The 18,300-nt window shown below is 57.9% G+C and carries 12 protein-coding genes, 2 tRNA genes and 1 pseudogene; 12 read left to right on the top strand and 3 right to left on the bottom strand.

Annotated elements, in window-relative coordinates:
• Both ACLTXB_RS00890 and ACLTXB_RS00885 read left to right on the top strand, forming a co-directional pair.
• A pseudogene (locus ACLTXB_RS00890) lies at positions 1 to 3,406 on the top strand (hypothetical protein); the annotation flags it as partial.
• Between the two features lie 179 nt (positions 3,407 to 3,585).
• The gene (locus ACLTXB_RS00885; RefSeq protein WP_428226060.1) at positions 3,586 to 4,800 is read left to right on the top strand and encodes a tyrosine-type recombinase/integrase; all 1,215 of its coding nucleotides are present in this window, start codon (positions 3,586 to 3,588) and stop codon (positions 4,798 to 4,800) included.
• A 723-nt stretch (positions 4,801 to 5,523) separates the two neighbouring features.
• Here ACLTXB_RS00885 and ACLTXB_RS00880 read toward each other — a convergent pair.
• Complete coding sequence (locus ACLTXB_RS00880; RefSeq protein ID WP_204805813.1) at positions 5,524 to 6,333, bottom strand: MerR family transcriptional regulator; 810 nt, start codon at positions 6,331 to 6,333, stop codon at positions 5,524 to 5,526.
• A 271-nt stretch (positions 6,334 to 6,604) separates the two neighbouring features.
• Here ACLTXB_RS00880 and ACLTXB_RS00875 point away from each other — a divergent pair, with 271 nt between their 5' ends.
• The 10 genes from ACLTXB_RS00875 to ACLTXB_RS00830 all read left to right on the top strand — a co-directional run bounded on the left by ACLTXB_RS00875 (position 6,605) and on the right by ACLTXB_RS00830 (position 17,777).
• Complete coding sequence (locus tag ACLTXB_RS00875) at positions 6,605 to 8,002, top strand: YfcC family protein (RefSeq protein WP_317336147.1); 1,398 nt, start codon at positions 6,605 to 6,607, stop codon at positions 8,000 to 8,002.
• Positions 8,003 to 8,020: 18 nt separating this feature from the next.
• Positions 8,021 to 9,196 carry a M20 metallopeptidase family protein gene (locus ACLTXB_RS00870; protein ID WP_317336146.1) on the top strand — a complete coding sequence of 392 codons (1,176 nt, stop codon included), beginning with the start codon at positions 8,021 to 8,023 and terminating at the stop codon, positions 9,194 to 9,196.
• A 19-nt stretch (positions 9,197 to 9,215) separates the two neighbouring features.
• Complete coding sequence (locus ACLTXB_RS00865) at positions 9,216 to 10,397, top strand: trans-sulfuration enzyme family protein (protein ID WP_412260875.1); 1,182 nt, start codon at positions 9,216 to 9,218, stop codon at positions 10,395 to 10,397.
• Positions 10,398 to 10,616: 219 nt separating this feature from the next.
• Positions 10,617 to 11,195, top strand: coding sequence for a 2-oxoacid:acceptor oxidoreductase family protein (locus ACLTXB_RS00860; RefSeq protein ID WP_428226059.1), 579 nt, complete (start codon positions 10,617 to 10,619; stop codon positions 11,193 to 11,195).
• Complete coding sequence (locus ACLTXB_RS00855; RefSeq protein ID WP_204805866.1) at positions 11,192 to 11,500, top strand: 4Fe-4S binding protein; 309 nt, start codon at positions 11,192 to 11,194, stop codon at positions 11,498 to 11,500. The genes ACLTXB_RS00860 and ACLTXB_RS00855 overlap by 4 nt, the downstream gene beginning before the upstream one ends.
• Before the next feature lie 15 nt (positions 11,501 to 11,515).
• Positions 11,516 to 12,694 carry a pyruvate ferredoxin oxidoreductase gene (porA, locus tag ACLTXB_RS00850; protein ID WP_412259910.1) on the top strand — a complete coding sequence of 393 codons (1,179 nt, stop codon included), beginning with the start codon at positions 11,516 to 11,518 and terminating at the stop codon, positions 12,692 to 12,694.
• A 15-nt stretch (positions 12,695 to 12,709) separates the two neighbouring features.
• Positions 12,710 to 13,642 (top strand): thiamine pyrophosphate-dependent enzyme, encoded by a 933-nt coding sequence (locus tag ACLTXB_RS00845; RefSeq protein WP_412260877.1) that lies wholly within the window; start codon positions 12,710 to 12,712, stop codon positions 13,640 to 13,642.
• Positions 13,643 to 14,618: 976 nt separating this feature from the next.
• Positions 14,619 to 14,972 (top strand): plasmid mobilization protein, encoded by a 354-nt coding sequence (locus ACLTXB_RS00840; RefSeq protein WP_317336504.1) that lies wholly within the window; start codon positions 14,619 to 14,621, stop codon positions 14,970 to 14,972.
• A complete protein-coding gene (locus tag ACLTXB_RS00835; protein WP_317336503.1) occupies positions 14,947 to 16,377 on the top strand; it encodes a relaxase/mobilization nuclease domain-containing protein in 1,431 nt (476 codons plus the stop codon). Before ACLTXB_RS00840 ends, ACLTXB_RS00835 begins: the two co-directional genes overlap by 26 nt.
• 185 nt (positions 16,378 to 16,562) lie before the next feature.
• Positions 16,563 to 17,777, top strand: a complete 1,215-nt coding sequence (locus tag ACLTXB_RS00830; protein ID WP_428226058.1) for a tyrosine-type recombinase/integrase — start codon at positions 16,563 to 16,565, stop codon at positions 17,775 to 17,777.
• A gap of 222 nt (positions 17,778 to 17,999) precedes the next feature.
• Here the strand turns inward: ACLTXB_RS00830 and ACLTXB_RS00825 are convergent.
• Together ACLTXB_RS00825 and ACLTXB_RS00820 are read right to left on the bottom strand one after the other, a co-directional pair.
• Positions 18,000 to 18,075 (bottom strand) — tRNA-Trp (locus ACLTXB_RS00825).
• A gap of 39 nt (positions 18,076 to 18,114) precedes the next feature.
• A tRNA-Ile gene (locus tag ACLTXB_RS00820) sits at positions 18,115 to 18,191 on the bottom strand.
• Positions 18,192 to 18,300 lie beyond the last annotated feature (109 nt).

Here is an 18,300-nt window from a genome sequence, read left to right as displayed (position 1 = left end):
CACCCTGAGCGGCAATGCGTTCATGAAGATGCTGCTGGGCGCTCTGGGCTATGACAGCTCCATCGAGGGCTACACCGGCGGCAACTGGTCCGTCTCCGTCATCAAGCAGGCCGCCGGTATCGGCCTGGACGACGGCAACGACGAGTTCGTGGGCTCCAAGGCCGTGACCCGTGAAGAGGCTGCCCTGTACGCCAGCAACATGCTGAAGGCCACCATGGTGGAGTATGACGCCAAGACCACCGTCAACGTGAACGGCGCCACCGTGACTGTCGCCGGCAACAAGGCCCAGGATAAGGCCTGGGGCACTGCCACCAATAACGACGGCAACATCGACGACGACGGCTTTGTGCAGTTTGCCGAGCAGTATTTCGACAAGCTGACCCTGCGCAGCGTTGTGGATTCCTTCGGCCGCCCCTCCAACCGCTGGGCCAACAAGGGCGTAGAGATCGGCACCTATCCCAAGACCGCCGGCGCTTCCTACACCGAGAACGTGACCCTGGGCACCATCTATGCAGACCTGGGCATGACCGATAAGGACGAGAAGGCCGAGGTCTATGTGGACGGCGTCCTGGCCTCTGAGCTGGCCAAGGTCTCCAAGGGCAATGACGCCAAGATCGCCGACCTGAAGTTCGCCGGCACTGACAAGTGCAGCGTGGGCAACGGCACCCTGGTGGAAGCCTATCTGGACGAGGACACCAACGATGTGACCATCGCCTGCATCAACACCTATGTGGCTGAGGTCAACAAGGTTGTGGCCGCGTCCGGCAACAAGGACGCCTACATCACCCTGAGCGACACCACCAACGAGGGCAGGATGCCCGCCAAGTTCTCTCCCAGCGACGAGTTTGAGACCGAGGGCTTTGAGAGCGACGACATCGTGCTCTTCACCTACTCCAACGCCGACGAGGAGATCAAGTCCGTGGTGAAGGCCGAGTCCGTCACCGGTGCCCTGTCCAAGCTGGTTCTGACCAAGAGCGTGAGCCTGGGCGAGGAGACCTATAAGTTCTCCAACAAGTACGGCACCGAGTACGGTGAGGGCCGCCTGGATGTGGACAGCGAGTATGTGGTCTATCTGGACGACTATGGCTATGCCATCTATGTGGAGGAGACCGAGTACAACATCGCTGACTATGCCTTCCTGCGGGCCCTGCAGAGCGGCAGCGTGGTGTTCAACACCGACAAGGCCGCCCTGGTGACCTACGACGGCAAGACCAAAACCGTGGACACCACCAAGGACTACCTGGATGGCGTCATCAACACTTACACCAGCGGCACCGAGAAGCAGATCGGTGATGCCGGCGCCAAGATCGTTGTGACCAAGGCCCTGGAGGACGGTGACTACCGCCTGAAGGCTGTTGAGACCCTCAACGTCAAGAATGACAGCTCCTTCGACATGGTCAACAGCGACGCCCGGATCAACCTCACCGTGAACGGCACTGCTGCGACCTACTTCGCCAACAGCGCCACCGTGTTTGTGGTGAAGAACGGCACCAGCTACCGCGCCTACACCGGCATCAAGAACGCCCCCACCATTACTGCTGATACCAGCGCAAAGGCCGGTACCGGTGATGTGGACGTGTCCCTGTACTGCCGCAGCGGCAACATGGTGACCATCGCCTTCATTGACGCCACCGACGCCGACTACATCTCTGCCGGCAGCCGGAACATCGTGTTCCTGGCAGAGGACTCCGAGTCCAAGCACACCTTCATCTCCAAGAACGACTACTACAGCTACAACGCTGTGGTGGACGGCGAGATCAAGGAGGTCCTGGTCCAGTCCACGCTGGATAAGCTGTATGACCCCGCCAACGCCCTGCTGGTTCCCGGCGACACCGGCGCCATGGTGAACGAGAACATGGTCTTCGTGTCTCCCCAGTACGATGACGGCGTGATCACCGAGCTGACCCAGGTCAACTCTGCCGCTCCCTTCTCTGCGGACGTGAACTATGACACCGTCACCGGCACCGAGAAGCTGAACGAGAACTACACCATCACCCTGGGCGGCGCCAACGGCACTGCCAAGTACACCCTGACCGTGGACACCGGCGTGAAGGTCTTCCTGCTGGATGATGACGGCGTCATCACCGAGGGCGACATCAAGAACGTCCGGAAGTCTGACACCGACGTTGCCACCTTCGTCCTGGAGGACGGCCAGATCACCTACCTGTTTGTCCAGCAGTTCACCAAGGACAAGGAGTTCAACGGCGATGTGTCCAAGGCTGGCACCCTGAGCTTCAACGCCCGGGCCGGCTTCGGCACCACCATGATCCTCGGCACCTATGAGCGGCCCTCTCACGTGCCCCTGAGTGCCGCAGCCACCGTGGTTGTGAACGTCTTTGCTGACGGCAAGTTTGCCGGCAACGGCACTCTGACCTTTGCCTCCGGCAGCAAGGTTGCCAATGTGAGTGTGCCCACTGCCACGACCGGCGATGAGGCCATCACCCTGGAGGTTGTGAGCGAAAGCTTCACCCATGTGAACGTCCGCTACGTCAATGCGGATACCAAGACGGAGATTGCGCAAAATACTACAAACTTCACCACTCTGCCCACTGCTGCTGTGAGCACCACTGCTGGCTCTGGCTCCATCAGCTTCCAGCTGAAGACCACCTCTACCGACAACATCTCCTACACCATCAAGCAGGGCGATACCGTTGTCAAGGCTGCTACGACCAGTGCTGCGAATGCTTCCGTAACTGCAGGCTCCCTGACGGTTGCCCAGACTGCTGAGGTTGTGGTGGAGATCTCCGGCCTGAGCGCTGCGAAGGCGAAGTATGACTACACCAATACCCTCACTTCCAGCGGCGACAACCTGAGCGCCTTTGGTGTGGCCGGTGCTGGAGATGCCAGCAGCTTGAAGCTGACCATTGCTGTCACTCCCGGCTCTCTGACCACTGGCACTGCCAACATCACGGAGGGTGAGGTCTATAACCTGAGTGCCACCCTGAGCGGCAATCCTGCGGATGCGTCTGCTTATAAGGTGTCCATCCCCAGTCTGGGCCTGGAGTTCGTCCTGTCCAAGGCACAGCTGACCGACAATGCCGACTTCACCGTCAAGGGCAATGTGACGCTGAACACCACCACCGTGAAGGTCGCTCCTGTTGCGAAGCTGAGCTATGAAACCAACTGGGCTGCGGATGGCAAGTCCGTTACCCTGAGCTTCAACCGGGCTGTCACTGTGGGCTCTGCGACCCTCAATGTGTATGACGCAGATAAGTCTGGTGGCGCTGGTAATCTCGCTACTACTGACTATACTGTTGCATGGAACAGCGACAATACCAGCGTGACCGTTTCCCTGAAGGGCGCCACCGTCTTCGGCACAGGCGATAAGATCACCTTGGCGACGGCCGATCTGGAGGATGAGTACGATTTTGCGGTTGTGCAGGGCGATCTTGCTACCAAGGCCTAACCCCTTCCCCGCCGGCGTTCTGACGCTGTAACCATCAGAAAAAAGGACCTCCGGGCACTGCCCGGAGGTCCTTTTTTCTGATTTCCCGCCCCACAGCTGGATGCGGGTATTCGCCATTCAGGGTGACTATTCGCCTGCGGTTGCCGTATTGTGTGTTGCTGAGAAAGGAGAGCTGGACTATGCAGCGAAAATTACTGACAAACGGAAATATCTTCAAGCGGACAGATGGCCGCTGGAACAGCGTGGTCTGGTACACGGACGAGCAGGGTGCCAAAAAGCGAAAGTCCTTCTGCGGGACCACGAAGCAGGAGGTCAAAGAAAAAATCACCGCCTACCTTGCCGACTTCGACCGCCAGCTCACAGCCTCAGATGAATCCAAGGCAAAGCTGGAAGAGAGCATGGGCAGATGGCTCCGGGTATTCAAATTCCCATCTGTGGAACGGGGCACCTACGACCGGCTGGAGTGTACCGCCAAGCATCAAATCTACCCGATCCTCGGTGGCAAAGTGGTTGGCGACATCACCTCGGCAGATATCAAAGCCTTGCTAAACCACTGGATGAATGAGGGTTACGCCTATACCACGGTCAAGAAGGTTTACAACATCCTCACCGACTACTTCCGCTACCTCACCCAGCAGGAGTACATCCCAAAGAATCCAATGGCTGCGGCTCCCATGATCAAGAAGTCAAACTTCATGGCCAGCCAGGGCAAGGAGGATCTGCCAACCTTCGAAACTGTGACCATCTTCACCCCGGACGAGATCACAAAGTTCAAGGCGGAGGCTGTCAGGACCTGGGGAAACGGGACGCCCATCTATCAGCAGGCGGCCGCCTATACGCTGATGCTGAACACCGGACTCCGCACAGGCGAAGCCCTCGGACTGCTGAACAGCGACATCGATCTGGAGAACCGCGTCATCCACCTCCAGCGGGGCGTAAAAGAGGTTTCCCGGCGGGAAGGCACCGAATCCACCCGTGGCCGGGAAGTGAAAGTCGGCAAACTGAAGAGTACCTCCAGCAAACGGGATGTGCCCCTCAATCAGGCAGCGGTGGATGCTATTCTGGTTCTAAGCGCGGAGCGGTACTTCGGAGAGGACAGCCCTCTCATCTCTGATGAACACGGAGGCTATACCCGGCCGGTAAACTTCCGGAAACGATATTACCGCATCCTGGAAGCGGCTGGGCTGGAGCAGCGGGGACTTCATACCCTCCGCCACACCTTCGCCACCAATCTGGTCAACGGCGTCAAACAGCCGGATGGAACGATCCGCTCCCTCTCTCCCCGACAGGTGGCCGACCTCCTCGGCCACTCCACCTCGGAGATCACAGAACTCTACTACGTGAAAAAGGATACCTCCCGCCTGGCAGGAATCACGGCAGGATTCGATCCCTGAGGCACGTAAAAAAGAACTCCCCTGGCCAGCAGATAACTGGTCAGGGGCGCAAAACTTTGATGCTAAAATGATGCTGTAGCAGACGGAAACAGTAAAAACAGATGACACCAGATACCACATTCAGGGCATCATTGGAGCATCACCCGCGGTCTCCCAAAAATCATTCCCTCGAAAAAAATAACAAAAAACCCCGATTTCTCGGGGTTTTCAGGATAATCAATGGCAGGGGCAGAAGGATTCGAACCCTCGGCACGCGGTTTTGGAGTGGCTGTGGAGAACAACTTCCTATACAACGTTCCCCTACCGTCCCAAACACTTACCAATCCATAGCGGTTCGTTCTTCACAGTTCTGATGCTTAATTGATGCTCTCGCCCTTCGGAACAACGCACCCGCCGCACAGAACAATAGGGATTATACTCTATACTGAAGCTTTTGTCAATCCTCTTTTTTTGTTTTATGAGCATTTTTTGAATCTCTCTATTTGACGTTTACCTTGGAAAGCCTTTTGGCATAGAAAATCTGTGCCAGGATCTGTTTATGGAGAAAAGGAGCGGATTTTGGTCAATCTCTGCGGGCACAATAGGGCGCTGACGGATAGAAAATCATATATAATCAATCTTGATGTGCAGAAGTTCCAGGTAATTGGAGCAGGGGCTCCTCCCACAGGCAAATCGTGTCACAGAAAGCGAACGGAATAGACTCCATTTTCATATCAGATGCAATTAGACCTGGATTTGAATTTCATAGATGCAATCCTGAAAAGCAGTGAAGTTGTCCTCATATTCGTTGGCAAGAACAAGGCGGTGCTTCTGCGGCTCCTTAAAATAGCGGCGAAGGGAACTTCCGTCAAATGGTTCGGCCAAAATTCTGGACTGTACACAGAGAAACGGGGCAGCCGGAATGGTCATCAGATTCGGATGGCTTTGCGGCAGCTGCTGCCGGAGATAGACAAAGAAATGCGTCGGTACAATTCTGCCGGACAGTAATGCAGAAAAATCCAGAATGTATCCATGCGCCCGCAAAAAGTGGGCCTGAGAGAACAGGGGACTCTGCTGCAACTTTGTCAGGCGTTTTCCTGCGGTTCCATAAATATCTTCGTCCGGATGGAGGGGCTCGGCCAGGAGATACCGCTCCGGTTCCTGCTGATAGTAGGGAAAGCCGTTGAAGTTGTGGCTTTCCAGATAGCTGTAATACCCGATGTACCAGTCCAGATCCTCCAGCAGGCCGGTCAGGTGCTCCGCCTTGGCCCGCAGGTCCTCGCGACGCCGCTGCAGAAAAGAGCGGAATTGTCGGATGTCATTGGACGCCAGTGCATTTCGGATCTCCTCCAGACTGAATCCAAACTGCTGGAGGTATCTCACCCGGCTGATATAGCTGATCTGATCGTAGCTGTAATATCGATAGCCTGTCTTCTGGTCGATGAAATCCGGCACGACCACACCGCTTTTATCATAGAACCGCAGTGTCTGCGGCGAGATATTCAAAAGAGCGGCCACTTCCCCGATGGAATACTGATTTTTCCTGTCTTTCATGCCACACGCTCCCCTCGAACTTCAGAGTGCTGCAGATCTGATCCACGGATTTCATTATAGGAGCAAGCACAATAAAAGTCCAGTGAGAGACTCTATAGCGGGCTATAAGGTTTGCGTCCGTTTACAGGAGAATGATCACAAAATCAGCCGGTGGATTTTGTGGAAATGTTCTCGATTTCGGGATTGACTCTGAACTGCTCTGTAATGTTAAAGTTTCATATAAGGAGTTGGCCAAACTCACGATCCTATATGCGAAAAAGGAGAGAACGCCATGAAGGAGAAAAAGCAGATACGGGCCCCGCATGTATTTGTCCTGATCCTGATTATGATCGTCTGTGCCACAGTTCTGACGTATGTCCTGCCGGCAGGAACCTATAACCGGTATGTGGACGAGGCGACCGGCACCACGCTGGTGGAGGACGGCTCCTACCAGCAGATCGAGCAGACGCCTGTCAGCATTTTCGGAATGCTGCAGGCCATCCCGGACGGGCTGATCGACGCCGCCAGCATCGTATCCATGGTGCTGGTGTACGGCGGTGCGTTCGGCATCATCAACACCACCCGGGTCATTGAATACGGCATCGCAAGCTCCATTGAAAAAATGAGGCGTTTTTCGGCGCTGATCATCCCGGTCATCATGATTCTGTTCTCTCTGATGGGCTCGATGCTGGGTGTGTCGGAGAGCTGCTATGCATTCATCCCGCTGTGTATCATGCTGGCAAAGGCCATGGGCTATGACGCGATCGTGGGCTTTGCCATGGTCATGCTGGCCAATATGATGGGCTTCACCGCCGGTCCCATGAATATGTACACCACCGGCATTGCCCAGCAGATCGCCGAGCTGCCTCTATTCTCCGGTATCGGCGTTCGGCTTCTCGTCTACGTGGTACTGATGGCCCTTGCCATCGGCTATGTCCTCTGGTACGGAGCCAGGATCAAAAAGGATCCCACCCGCAGTCTGATGTACAATGTGGCGGTTGCGGAGGAAGAGAGCATCGAGAGTAAGTACAGCGCAGCCGGATTCACGGCCCGCAAGAAGCTCACCATGGCCGTCCTGCTGCTGGGCTTCTGCGGCCTGATCTTCGGCATTGTAGGCCTCGGCTGGTGGGAGGGCAGCACCATCGGCGGTTATCTACTGGGAATGTCCATCGTTGTGGCTGCCGTGGACGGCAAGAAGCCCAACGAGATGGCACAGGGCTTTACCGACGGCGCCAAGGGGGTCCTGATGGGGGCTCTGATGGTGGGCTTTGCCCGGGCAATCATCCTGATCCTCACAGAGGGCAACGTCATCGACACCGTACTGTATTACGCCTCTCTGCTGATTAACAAGACCAGCTCCAGCGTGGCCGCCGCGGTGATCTACGTGTTCACCTTTTTCTTCAATTTCCTGGTCCCCTCCGGCAGCGGCAAGGCGGCAATTGTGATGCCCCTGCTGGTTCCCATGGCGGATATGGCGGACATCACCCGGCAGACGGCTGTCCTGGCTTACCAGCTGGGCGATGGCCCCACAAATCTGTTCTGGCCGACGGCTGCCATGGCAGCGTTGGCTATGGGCAACGTGCCCTACAGCAAGTGGTTCAAGTGGTATCTGCCCCTGACCCTTGTGATTTTCGTGGTATCCATCATCATTGTCGTCATCTGTGCCCAGGTGGGCTACGGCCCGTTCTGAGGCAGGAAAGGAGCAGCCATGAATTGTCAGGAGATCAAGCGGCTGGCCGAGGAAAACTTCGATTTCGCGGTTCAGACCCGCAGAAGATTCCACGCGCATCCGGAACTGAGCAACCAGGAGCATGAGACCACCCAATACATCATCGATCAGCTGGAGCAGCTGGGCATCCCCTATATCAGGCCGGCGGAGACCGGCGTGATCGCGGTGATCCGGGGAAAACAGCCGGGAAAGGTCTTGGGAATCCGGGCAGATATCGACGCCCTCCCCATTCAGGAACGGAACGACGTGCCCTACCGCTCTCAGAATGACGGCGTCATGCACGCCTGCGGCCATGACGCCCACGCGGCGGAGCTGCTGGCCACGGCGAAGATACTCTGGGAGCTCCGCAGCCAGTTCCGCGGAACGGTCAAGCTGATCTTCCAGCCTGCGGAGGAGTACTTCCCCAGCGGCGCGCTGGCCATGATGGCCGGCGGGGATCTGGATGACTGCGGCGCCATCATCGGCACACATATTCTCACCAATCTGCCGGTCGGAAAGATCTGCGTGGAGGCCGGAGGGAAAATGGCGGCGTCCGCCAGCGTGAACATCCGAGTCAAGGGAAAAGGCGGCCACGGCGGTATGCCGTATCAGGCTGTGGATGCCATTGTGGCGGCAGCGGCCATCATCATGAATCTGCAACCGCTGGTTAGCCGGGAGTTGAATTTCAATGATCCCGCAGTGGTCACCATTGGCACACTGGAAGCGGGGACAGGGAAGAACATCATCGCGGAAGAGGCGTACATGACCGGAACGCTCCGGTACTTCAACAACGATCTGATCGGCCAGTTGGAGACGTCGATCCGACGGATCGCGGAGAATACCGCCGCAGCGTATCGGGCCCAGGCGGAGGTGGAGATCGTACCGGGCCTGCCGGCTGTGGTGAATGACGCAGAGCTGTCCCGGATGTCGGAGGCTGTGGCAGCGGAACTGTTCGGCGCGGATGCGCTGATCCGCACGGAGCGCAATGCGGGATGTGACGACTTCGCCTATTACGCGCAGAAGGCGCCGATCCTCTACGCGCAGATCGGTGCCGGAAACCCGGAAAAGATCCCGCTCTATCCCCACCACAACCCACGGTTTGATCTTGACGAGGACTGCATGAAACAGGCGGCGGAGTATTTCACCGGCTTTGCCCTGACGTTTTTGAACAGTTGAGAAAGGAGTTTTCCAGAGTATGCCTGACTATTCTTATACGACGGAGGCGCTGTACCGCGGCGAAAAAGTCTGCGGCATGGACCTCAAGCCGGAGACAATCCCCTGCTTTATGACCACTGCCTTCACCATGCGCGGATTCAAGGAAGTCCAGGAAACCTATGCTACCAAGGGCTACACCTATGTGCGCACCCGAAATCCCAACCGCACAGCCTTGGGCGAGGTGATCTCCTGCCTGGAAGGCGGCGAGGAGTCCCTGATCTTCTCCTCCGGCATGGGTGCCATCACCAGCACCCTGATGACCCTTCTGGAGCACGGCGACCATGTGATCTGTAACTCCAATATTTACGGCGAGACCTTTGAGGTCATGACAAAGGTGTTGAGCAAGTGCGGCGTTGAGGTCAGCTTTGTGAACTTCCAAAACAACAAGGACATAGCGAAAGCCATTCGACCGGAAACCAAGCTCATCTATACCGAGGTACTCTCCAACCCCACCCTGACACTGGTGGACCTGAGAGCAGTAGCGGATCTGGCTCATCAGAACGGAGCACTGCTGATGGTGGACAACACCTTCACAACGCCCATCGCCATCCGGCCCATCACATTCGGAGCCGACATCGTCATCAACAGTCTGACGAAGTTCCTAAACGGCCACAGCGATGCCATCGGAGGGTCCATCACGACCACATCCGCCCTGTGCGACAAGATCCAGCCCATGGCCATGCTGCTGGGCACGCCGGGGGACCCCTTTAGTTCCTGGCTGATCCAGCGGGGCGTCAATACAGCGTCCGTCCGTATGCCGCAGGCCATGCACACTGCAGAAAAGCTGGCGAAAGTGCTGGCGGCCCACAAACACGTCTCCCGCGTCAATCATCCCAGTCTGCCTGATTATCCCCAGAAGGAATTGGCGGACCAGATGTTCGGCAAAAACGGCTACTGCGCCATGCTGAGCTTTATTGTGCCAGAAGACATGGACAAAATCGATCAGTTCATGTTGGCACTGCGGTTCCCGCGGTATGCCCCGACGCTGGGTGGCCTGCATACTACCTTAAGCCACCCGGTGACCTCCTCTCATATGGGTGTGCCAGACGCGACCCGCAGAAAAATGGGTATCACGCCAGGAATGATCCGGGTATCTGTTGGAATTGAAGATGCAGATGACTTGATTGCAGACTTTGAAAATGCTCTAAAGGTTTTTGACTGATCTGTCCAGTTGACATTCCGAGGAACCGGTCCGCGTTTTCGGACGCGGACCGGTTGCCATATTACATATCGTATAAAGGAGCTGAATTTCATATGAAGACAAATTCCAAAAAAGCTCCTGCAGCCATCGGGCCTTACTCTCAGGCGATTGTAAGCGGCAAATCAAGGCCATCGTGGAACTGTAACATCTCAAATTTTATATAAAGAGGGGAAGAAACTCATGAAAGACATTGTAGAGATCCGATGGCACGGGCGCGGCGGCCAGGGGGCAAAGACGGCGTCGCTGCTGCTGGCGGACGCGGCGTTCAACACGGGCAAGTACGTCCAGGGGTTCCCGGAGTACGGTCCGGAGCGCATGGGCGCGCCCATCACCGCCTACAACCGGATCAGCTCCGAGCGGAGCACCGTCCATTCCAACATCTACTTCCCGGACTATGTGGTGGTCGTGGATGAGACCCTGCTGTCCGCCGTGGACGTGACCGCCGGATTGAAGAAGGAAGGCACCATCGTCATCAACTCCAGCAAGTCCCCCGCGGAGCTGCGGCCCCTGCTGAAGGGTTATGAGGGCCGGGTCTGCACCATCGACGCCGGTAAGATCAGCGAGGAGGAGCTGGGCAAGAACTTCCCCAACACCCCCATGCTGGCCGCCATCGTGAGGGTGTCCGGCGTCATCGGGGAAGAGGAGTTCATCAAGGACATGGAGGGTTCCTTCAAGCACAAGTTCGCCAGCAAGCCCCAGGTCATCGAGGGCAACATGCGGGCGCTGAAGAGATCTCTGGAGGAGGTGCAGGTAGGATGAGTCATCTGGCGAAGGATATGACCCCGGACGTGACCTGGAAGGACATCACCCCGGGCTGCAACATTTATGAGGGCGGCACGTCCAGCGTGGTGGAGACCGGCGACTGGCGGACCATGAAGCCCGTGATCGACTGGGACAAGTGCAAACAGTGCCTGCTGTGCGCGCCGGTGTGCCCGGATATGTCCATCCCGGTGAACCAGGAGGGCAAGCGGGAGGACTTCGACTACTTCTTCTGCAAGGGCTGCGGCATCTGCGCCAACACCTGCCCCTTCGGGGCCATCACCATGGTCAAGGACGAGAAATAAGGAGGGGAAGGAACAATGGGAATCAGAGAAAGACTTTCCGGCAATGAGGCAGTGGCCTATGCCATGAAGCAGATCAACCCGGATGTGATGGGCGCGTATCCCATCACGCCGTCCACGGAGATCCCCCAGTACTTCTCTACATACGTGGACAACGGGGAAGTGGACACGCTGTTCATCGCGGTGGAGAGCGAGCACAGCGCCATGTCCACCTGCATCGGCGCGGAGGCCGCCGGCTGCCGTGCCATTTCCGCCACCTCCTCCTGCGGCCTGTGCTACATGACGGAGATGCTGTACGTGGCGGCCAGTGACCGGCTGCCCATCACCCTGGCGGTGAGCTGCCGCGCGCTGTCCGGCCCCATCAACATCAACAACGACCACTCCGACGCCATGGGCGTGCGGGACGCCGGCTGGCTGATGCTGTTCGCAGAGACCAACCAGGAGGCCTACGACAACTACCTGCAGGCCATGCGGATCGCGGAGGCGGTGAGCCTGCCCATCATGGTGTGCCAGGACGGCTTCATCACCTCCCACGCCATCGAGAACATCGAGCTGGTGGAGACGGAGAAGGTCAAGGAGTTCGTGGGCGAGTACAAGCCCCAGCATTACCTGCTGAATAAGGACGAGAAGATGGCCGTGGGCGCCTACGCCACCCCCGTCTACTACATGGAGGCCAAGCGTCAGCAGGCCCAGGCCATGCTGGACGCCAAGGACGTCATCCGCAAGGTGGGCAAGGAGTTCGGCGAGATGACCGGCCGGACCTACGGCCTGATCGAGACCTATATGATGGACGACGCCGAGGAGGCCATCGTCATCATCGGCTCCTCCGCCGGCACCGCCAAGGAGGCCATCAACGAGCTGCGGGCCCAGGGCAAGAAGGTGGGCCAGATCAAGGTCCGCTCCTTCCGTCCCTTCCCCAGCGAGGACATCTGCGAGGCCCTGAAGAACGTGAAGGCCTTCGCCGTGATGGACAAGGACGACAGCTTCAACGCCCACTGCGGCCCCATGTTCGCGGAGGTGACGGCCAGCCTGTATGCCGCCGGCATCAGCGGCCCCAAGGGCATCAACTACATCTACGGCCTGGGCGGCCGCGACGTGCGGGTGGAGAGCATCCAGCACGTGTTCGCGGAGCTGGAGAAGATCGCGGCCACCGGCGAGGTGGGCGAGACCTATCGCTACCTGGACGTCCGGGAATAAGGAGGGAAAACAGTCATGGCATATAGTCTGAAAGAAAATCTGATGAAAGAGGACCGCCTGTCCGGCGGCCACAGAATGTGCGCGGGCTGCGGCTCTCCCATCGCGGTGCGGACGGTGCTGCGTGCCCTGGACCCGGAGGACAAGGCGGTGGTGTGCTCCGCCACCAGCTGCCTGGAGGTCTCCACCTTCATGTATCCCTACACGGCGTGGAAGGACAGCTTCATCCACAACGCCTTCGAAAACGCGGCGGCCACCATCTCCGGCGTGGAGACGGCGTACCGGGCCATGAAGAAGCGGGGCAAGATCGATGACACGTACAAGTTCATCGCCTTCGGCGGCGACGGCGGCACGTACGACATCGGCTTCCAGAGCCTGTCCGGCGCCATGGAGCGCGGCCACGACATGGTGTATGTGTGCTACGACAATGAGGCGTACATGAACACCGGCATCCAGCGTTCCTCCTCCACCCCCCACTTCGCCGACACCACCACGACCCCTCAGGGCAAGGTGATCCCCGGCAAGATGCAGCAGAAGAAGAACCTGACGAAGATCATGGTGGCCCACGGCATCCCCTATGTGGCCCAGACCACGTTCATCGGAAACTTCAAGGACATCACGGAGAAGGCCCACAAGGCCATCTACACCCCCGGCGCGGCGTTCCTGAACGTGATGGCGCCCTGCCCCCGCGGCTGGCGGTATCCCAGCGAGAAGCTGATGGAGGTCACCAAGATGGCGGTGGAGACCTGCGTGTGGCCGCTGTACGAGGTGGTCGAGGGCAAGTACATCCTGAACTACAAGCCCAAGAACAAGCTGCCGGTAGAGGAGTACCTGAAGATGCAGGGCCGCTTCGCCCACATGTTCAAGCCCGGCAACGAGTGGATGATCGAAGAGGTCCAGAAGGAAGTGGACCGCAACTGGGAGGAGCTCCTCAAGCTCGCAGAGATGTAAACAACACCTTTCTTACTCTCCTATAAGCGCCAGAAGGCGCCGGGCACATGCCCGGTGCCTTCTGGCAGTAACACCCAAAATCGAAATATGCTGTTTATTGTCATACCACAGCAGAGTTGGTTTATGAGTAAGCAGATACAGGTAAGCCACCATATTATACGCTGGCCGCAGTTCCAAGGGGAGATCCGGCACGGGCCTTGCGGCCTGCCGGGTTTTGAGATGCTGTGACAAAGAAGGATTCTTTTTTTCTCTATCATGGCGTCCCTGGCGATTTCGCTCCCGTTTGCCCCTGTGGGCCGCTGTGTGGCCCGATGCTGGGAGGGGGGGCGTCCCTGCCCCTCCCAGCAAGTATAGGCCGGATTTGGGCCGTTGTTCGCGTCTTTATGGAAGATGGCTCTACGGAAGATGCGGGAAATGCAGGATAACCCCAAAGTACTGCCCCTTGCAGTGCGGAGTGCGCCTGTGACGCCGTTACCCGCTTGACCGGCGAAGTTGATTTCACCCACCCACGGGTGGAGCAAGCAGAGCGTTTGGCTTGCCGTCGGCAGCCAAACGCGTTTTGCGGGCTGGCGCCCACACCCACTTTTTGCGGCCCAAGGACCGAAGGGCAGAAAGAAAAAAGGGCACGGCCATGGACTCTCTGCGGCCTGCTGGATTTTGATATGCCGTTGACAAAGAAGAGCCATTTTTCTCTGCCATTGACCACTCCAACAATTCCGCCCCTGTTTGGCCCTGTGAACCGCTGCGTCGGACAAATGGGGCCAGGGTGGCATCCGTGCCCCTGCCGCCTCTCCTTCGCCGCTGTGAGCGACCTTTGCGGAAACGTCCAAATCCCCCTCTCCCCGATACCCTCCGGCAGTTATGAATGTTCTGATAACTCTTCCCATAACCCCTGGCTTTCCAGGAAATGTTCTGGTATGGTGTGCTTCTCGGCAGCACCATACCAGAATTTTTATGTGCGAAAGGAGGCAGAGACATGGAGACCAGAACAAGAAACCGAGTCATCGCCTTTCGGGTGACACCGGCGGAGCGGCGGAAGATCGAGGCCAAAGTCCGGCAGTCGGGCCTGTGCCAGCAGGAATATCTGCTCCGCGCCGCCCTGGAAACGCCTATCCTTGTGGTGGAGGACCTGAAGCCGCTCCTGGGCGAACTGCGGGCTTGGGGGCGGAATCTGAACCAGCTGACCGTCCTGGCTCATCAAGGGCACATCCAGTCCGCGGACCTGAGTGAGGCCACGGCCGCGCTGGGCAGGGTCTACGAGGCGGTGAACCGGCTGCTGACAGTGGAAGGGCGGGTGGTATCCCATGGCGACGTGCAGCTTCATCCGTGAGAAGAAGCAGACCGCCGGCGCCATGGGCGGCGTCCTGCGGTACGTGGCCCAGGAGCAGAAAACCATGGACACAGATGGCACCCGCTACCTCACCGGTGTCAACTGTGCGGCGGATCTGGCCTATCAGAGCTTCCTGGCTACAAAGAACCTGTACGGCAAGGCCAGCGGCACCTGGTTCTACCACTACACCCAGTCCTTCTCACCCCAGGAGCACGTCACACCGGCGGAGGCCCACCAGATCGCCCAGGAGCTGGCGGAGCGGTTCTTCCCCGGTTGCGAAGTGCTGGTGGCTACCCACATCGACCGGGCCCACCTCCACTCCCACCTGGTAGTGAACTCCGTGAAGCCGGACACCGGAAAAAAGCTCCACTTCACGCCCCGGACCTTAGAGCGGATGCGGCTGGTCAGCGACCAGATCTGCCGGGAGCACGGGCTGACCATCCTTAAGCCGTATCGCCAAAAGAAACAGGTCAAGGGCCTCCGGCCGGGGGAGTACCGCAGCGCCATGCGGGGACAGAGCTGGAAGTTTCAGCTGATCGCGGTGATCGAGGCGGCCATGGAGCGCGCCGGTAGCCGGGAGGAATTCCTGGACGAGCTGCGGCGCCGGGGCTACGATGCCCGGTGGGAGGAAGGCCGAAAACGTATTACCTACATCACCCCCTTGGGAATGCGGTGCCGGGACGATAAGCTCCACGAGGAAAAATTCAGGAAGGAGAAGATAGAAGATGAGTTTCGAATCCGACAACGCACAGCGCAACACGACCTTGGACAGGCTGAAACAGCGGACGCTGCCTACACTGACGGATCAGCAGCCCAATGTCCTCTACACTATGCCGATGACGACGGTGGAGCGGCTGGAGGAAGTCCTGCGGAGGACCTTGACCTTGCAGGAGACCATCCGGGCGGATACGGAGAGACTGGCAACCAAGGAAAATCTGAAGGAGTTGGCCACGGGCCAGCATCTGGTGGACTGGCTGAATCAGATCAACAGCATCCATCAGGGGATCTGCCGGGACCTGCGCCAGACGGTCCAGGAGATGAAGGAGGAACACAAACAGGATGGGAGGCGGCGCGACGGGTTTATGAGGGAGCTCTCCGAACTGGAAGCCCAGTTCCGCCGGAATTGGGACGAGGCCTCGGCCCGCTTCCAGGGCAAGATCCTGCTGACGCTCCTGGCGTCGGGCATCGTGTCAGCAATGGTCAGTGTCCTGATGTGGCGGGTGTTACTGTAACCGGGCAGATCATCCACCTCCTGGCCCGTCTGGAGGGCAGCGAACAGCAAATGCCGGTGCAGGACAGTACGACTCTCCCAGCTCGCATGGACCGCAAGGCGTGGGCAAAGGAGCGGCGGCACCGAAGTGGGCACCGGAAAGATGCTCCCGAGGAAGGACAGCAGCTGTTCTGAACAGGATCAGGCCCCGGGATATCCCGGGGCCTGATTTCCCCTCCAGGCAGCTCAAAAGCTGCGCCGCATAAAACAAAGATAAGGCTTCCGGCCAAATTGTTACTTTTCTGATAAGAGTGACTATAGCCCCTGGCTTTCTCTTTTTTCTGTGGTATGTTGTGTTGCTGAGAAAGGAGGGCTGGAATATGCAGCGAAAATTACTGACAAACGGAAACATCTTCAAACGAACAGACGGCCGTTGGAACAGCGTGGTCTGGTACACGGACGAGCAGGGTGCCAAAAAGCGAAAGTCCTTCTGCGGGACCACGAAGCAGGAGGTCAAAGAAAAAATCACCGCCTACCTTGCCGACTTCGACCGCCAGCTCACAGCCTCAGATGAATCCAAGGCAAAGCTGGAGGAAAGCATGGGCAGATGGCTCCGGGTATTCAAATTTCCCTCTGTGGAGCGTGGTACCTACGACCGGCTGGAGTGCACTGCCAAGCATCAGATCTACCCGATCATCGGCGGTAAGGTGGTGGGCGACATTACCTCAGCGGACATCAAGGCACTGCTGAACCACTGGATGAACGAGGGCTACGCCTACACCACGGTCAAGAAGGTCTACAACATCCTCACCGACTACTTCCGCTACCTAACCCAGCAGGAGTACATCCAGAAGAATCCGATGGCTGCGGCTCCCATGATCAAGAAGTCAAACTTCATGGCCAGCCAGGGCAAAGAGGATCTGCCAACCTTCGAAACTGTGACCATCTTCACTCCGGAGGAGATCGTGAAGTTCAAAGCCGAGTCTCTCCGAACCTGGAGAAACGGGACACCCATCTATCAGCAGGCGGCAGCCTATACACTGATGCTAAATACCGGACTCCGCACAGGGGAAGCCCTCGGCCTGCTGAACAGTGACATTGATCTGGAGAACCGCGTCATCCACCTTCAGCGGGGCGTAAAGGAAGTTTCCCGGCGGGAAGGCGCCGAATCCATCGGCGGCCGGGAGGTGAAGATCGGCAAGCTGAAGAGCACCTCCAGCAAGCGGGATGTGCCCCTCAATCAGTCGGCAGTGGACGCCATCCTGGATCTGAGAGCAGAACGGTACTTCGGAGAGGACAGCCCACTCATCTCTGATGAACACGGAGGCTATACCCGGCCGGTAAACTTCCGGAAACGATATTACCGCATCCTGGAAGCGGCTGGACTGGAGCGGCGTGGACTTCATACCCTCCGCCACACCTTCGCCACCAATCTGGTCAATGGAGTCAAACAGCCGGATGGAACCATCCGCTCCCTCTCTCCCCGGCAGGTGGCCGACCTCCTCGGCCACTCCACCTCGGAGATCACAGAACTCTACTATGTGAAAAAGGATACTTCCCGTCTGGCAGGGATCACGGCAGGATTTGATCTCTGAAGCACCCTCCAAAAAACGCGCCCCCGACCGGAAATCAACCGGCCGGGGGCGCAAAACTTTGATGCTAAAATGATGCTGTAGCAGACGGAAACAGTAAAAACAGATGACACCAGATACCACATTCAGGGCATCATTGGAGCATCACCCGCGGTCTCCCAAAAATCATTCCCTCGAAAAAAATAACAAAAAACCCCGATTTCTCGGGGTTTTCAGGATAATCAATGGCAGGGGCAGAAGGATTCGAACCCTCGGCACGCGGTTTTGGAGACCGCTGCTCTACCAGCTGAGCTATACCCCTATCTCGCTTGCGGCACTCCCGTCAGGCGATCAACCATTCTGGTGGGCCTTCAGGGATTCGAACCCGGGACCGGCCGGTTATGAGCCAGCTGCTCTAACCAACTGAGCTAAAGGCCCGTATCGGCATTTCCTTCAAGAGAAGTATTGCCGCCACGCCGAGTGGCGGCAATACTTGGCTCCCCCAGTTGGACTCGAACCAACGACACCGCGGTTAACAGCCGCGTGC

The organism is Flintibacter sp. (assembly GCF_046973065.1).
The sequence above is the reverse complement of the archived record's forward strand: the minus strand, read 5'-3'. Positions and strand labels throughout refer to the sequence as shown.

Excerpts from the sequence above, each read along its gene's own strand:
- ACLTXB_RS00885 (WP_428226060.1), top strand. The coding sequence starts at position 3,586 with ATGCAGCGAAAATTACTGACAAACGGAAATATCTTCAAGCGGACAGAT.
- ACLTXB_RS00880 (WP_204805813.1), bottom strand. The coding sequence starts at position 6,333 with ATGAAAGACAGGAAAAATCAGTATTCCATCGGGGAAGTGGCCGCTCTT.
- ACLTXB_RS00875 (WP_317336147.1), top strand. The coding sequence starts at position 6,605 with ATGAAGGAGAAAAAGCAGATACGGGCCCCGCATGTATTTGTCCTGATC.
- ACLTXB_RS00870 (WP_317336146.1), top strand. The coding sequence starts at position 8,021 with ATGAATTGTCAGGAGATCAAGCGGCTGGCCGAGGAAAACTTCGATTTC.
- ACLTXB_RS00865 (WP_412260875.1), top strand. The coding sequence starts at position 9,216 with ATGCCTGACTATTCTTATACGACGGAGGCGCTGTACCGCGGCGAAAAA.
- ACLTXB_RS00860 (WP_428226059.1), top strand. The coding sequence starts at position 10,617 with ATGAAAGACATTGTAGAGATCCGATGGCACGGGCGCGGCGGCCAGGGG.
- ACLTXB_RS00855 (WP_204805866.1), top strand. The coding sequence starts at position 11,192 with ATGAGTCATCTGGCGAAGGATATGACCCCGGACGTGACCTGGAAGGAC.
- porA (WP_412259910.1), top strand. The coding sequence starts at position 11,516 with ATGGGAATCAGAGAAAGACTTTCCGGCAATGAGGCAGTGGCCTATGCC.
- ACLTXB_RS00845 (WP_412260877.1), top strand. The coding sequence starts at position 12,710 with ATGGCATATAGTCTGAAAGAAAATCTGATGAAAGAGGACCGCCTGTCC.
- ACLTXB_RS00840 (WP_317336504.1), top strand. The coding sequence starts at position 14,619 with ATGGAGACCAGAACAAGAAACCGAGTCATCGCCTTTCGGGTGACACCG.
- ACLTXB_RS00835 (WP_317336503.1), top strand. The coding sequence starts at position 14,947 with ATGGCGACGTGCAGCTTCATCCGTGAGAAGAAGCAGACCGCCGGCGCC.
- ACLTXB_RS00830 (WP_428226058.1), top strand. The coding sequence starts at position 16,563 with ATGCAGCGAAAATTACTGACAAACGGAAACATCTTCAAACGAACAGAC.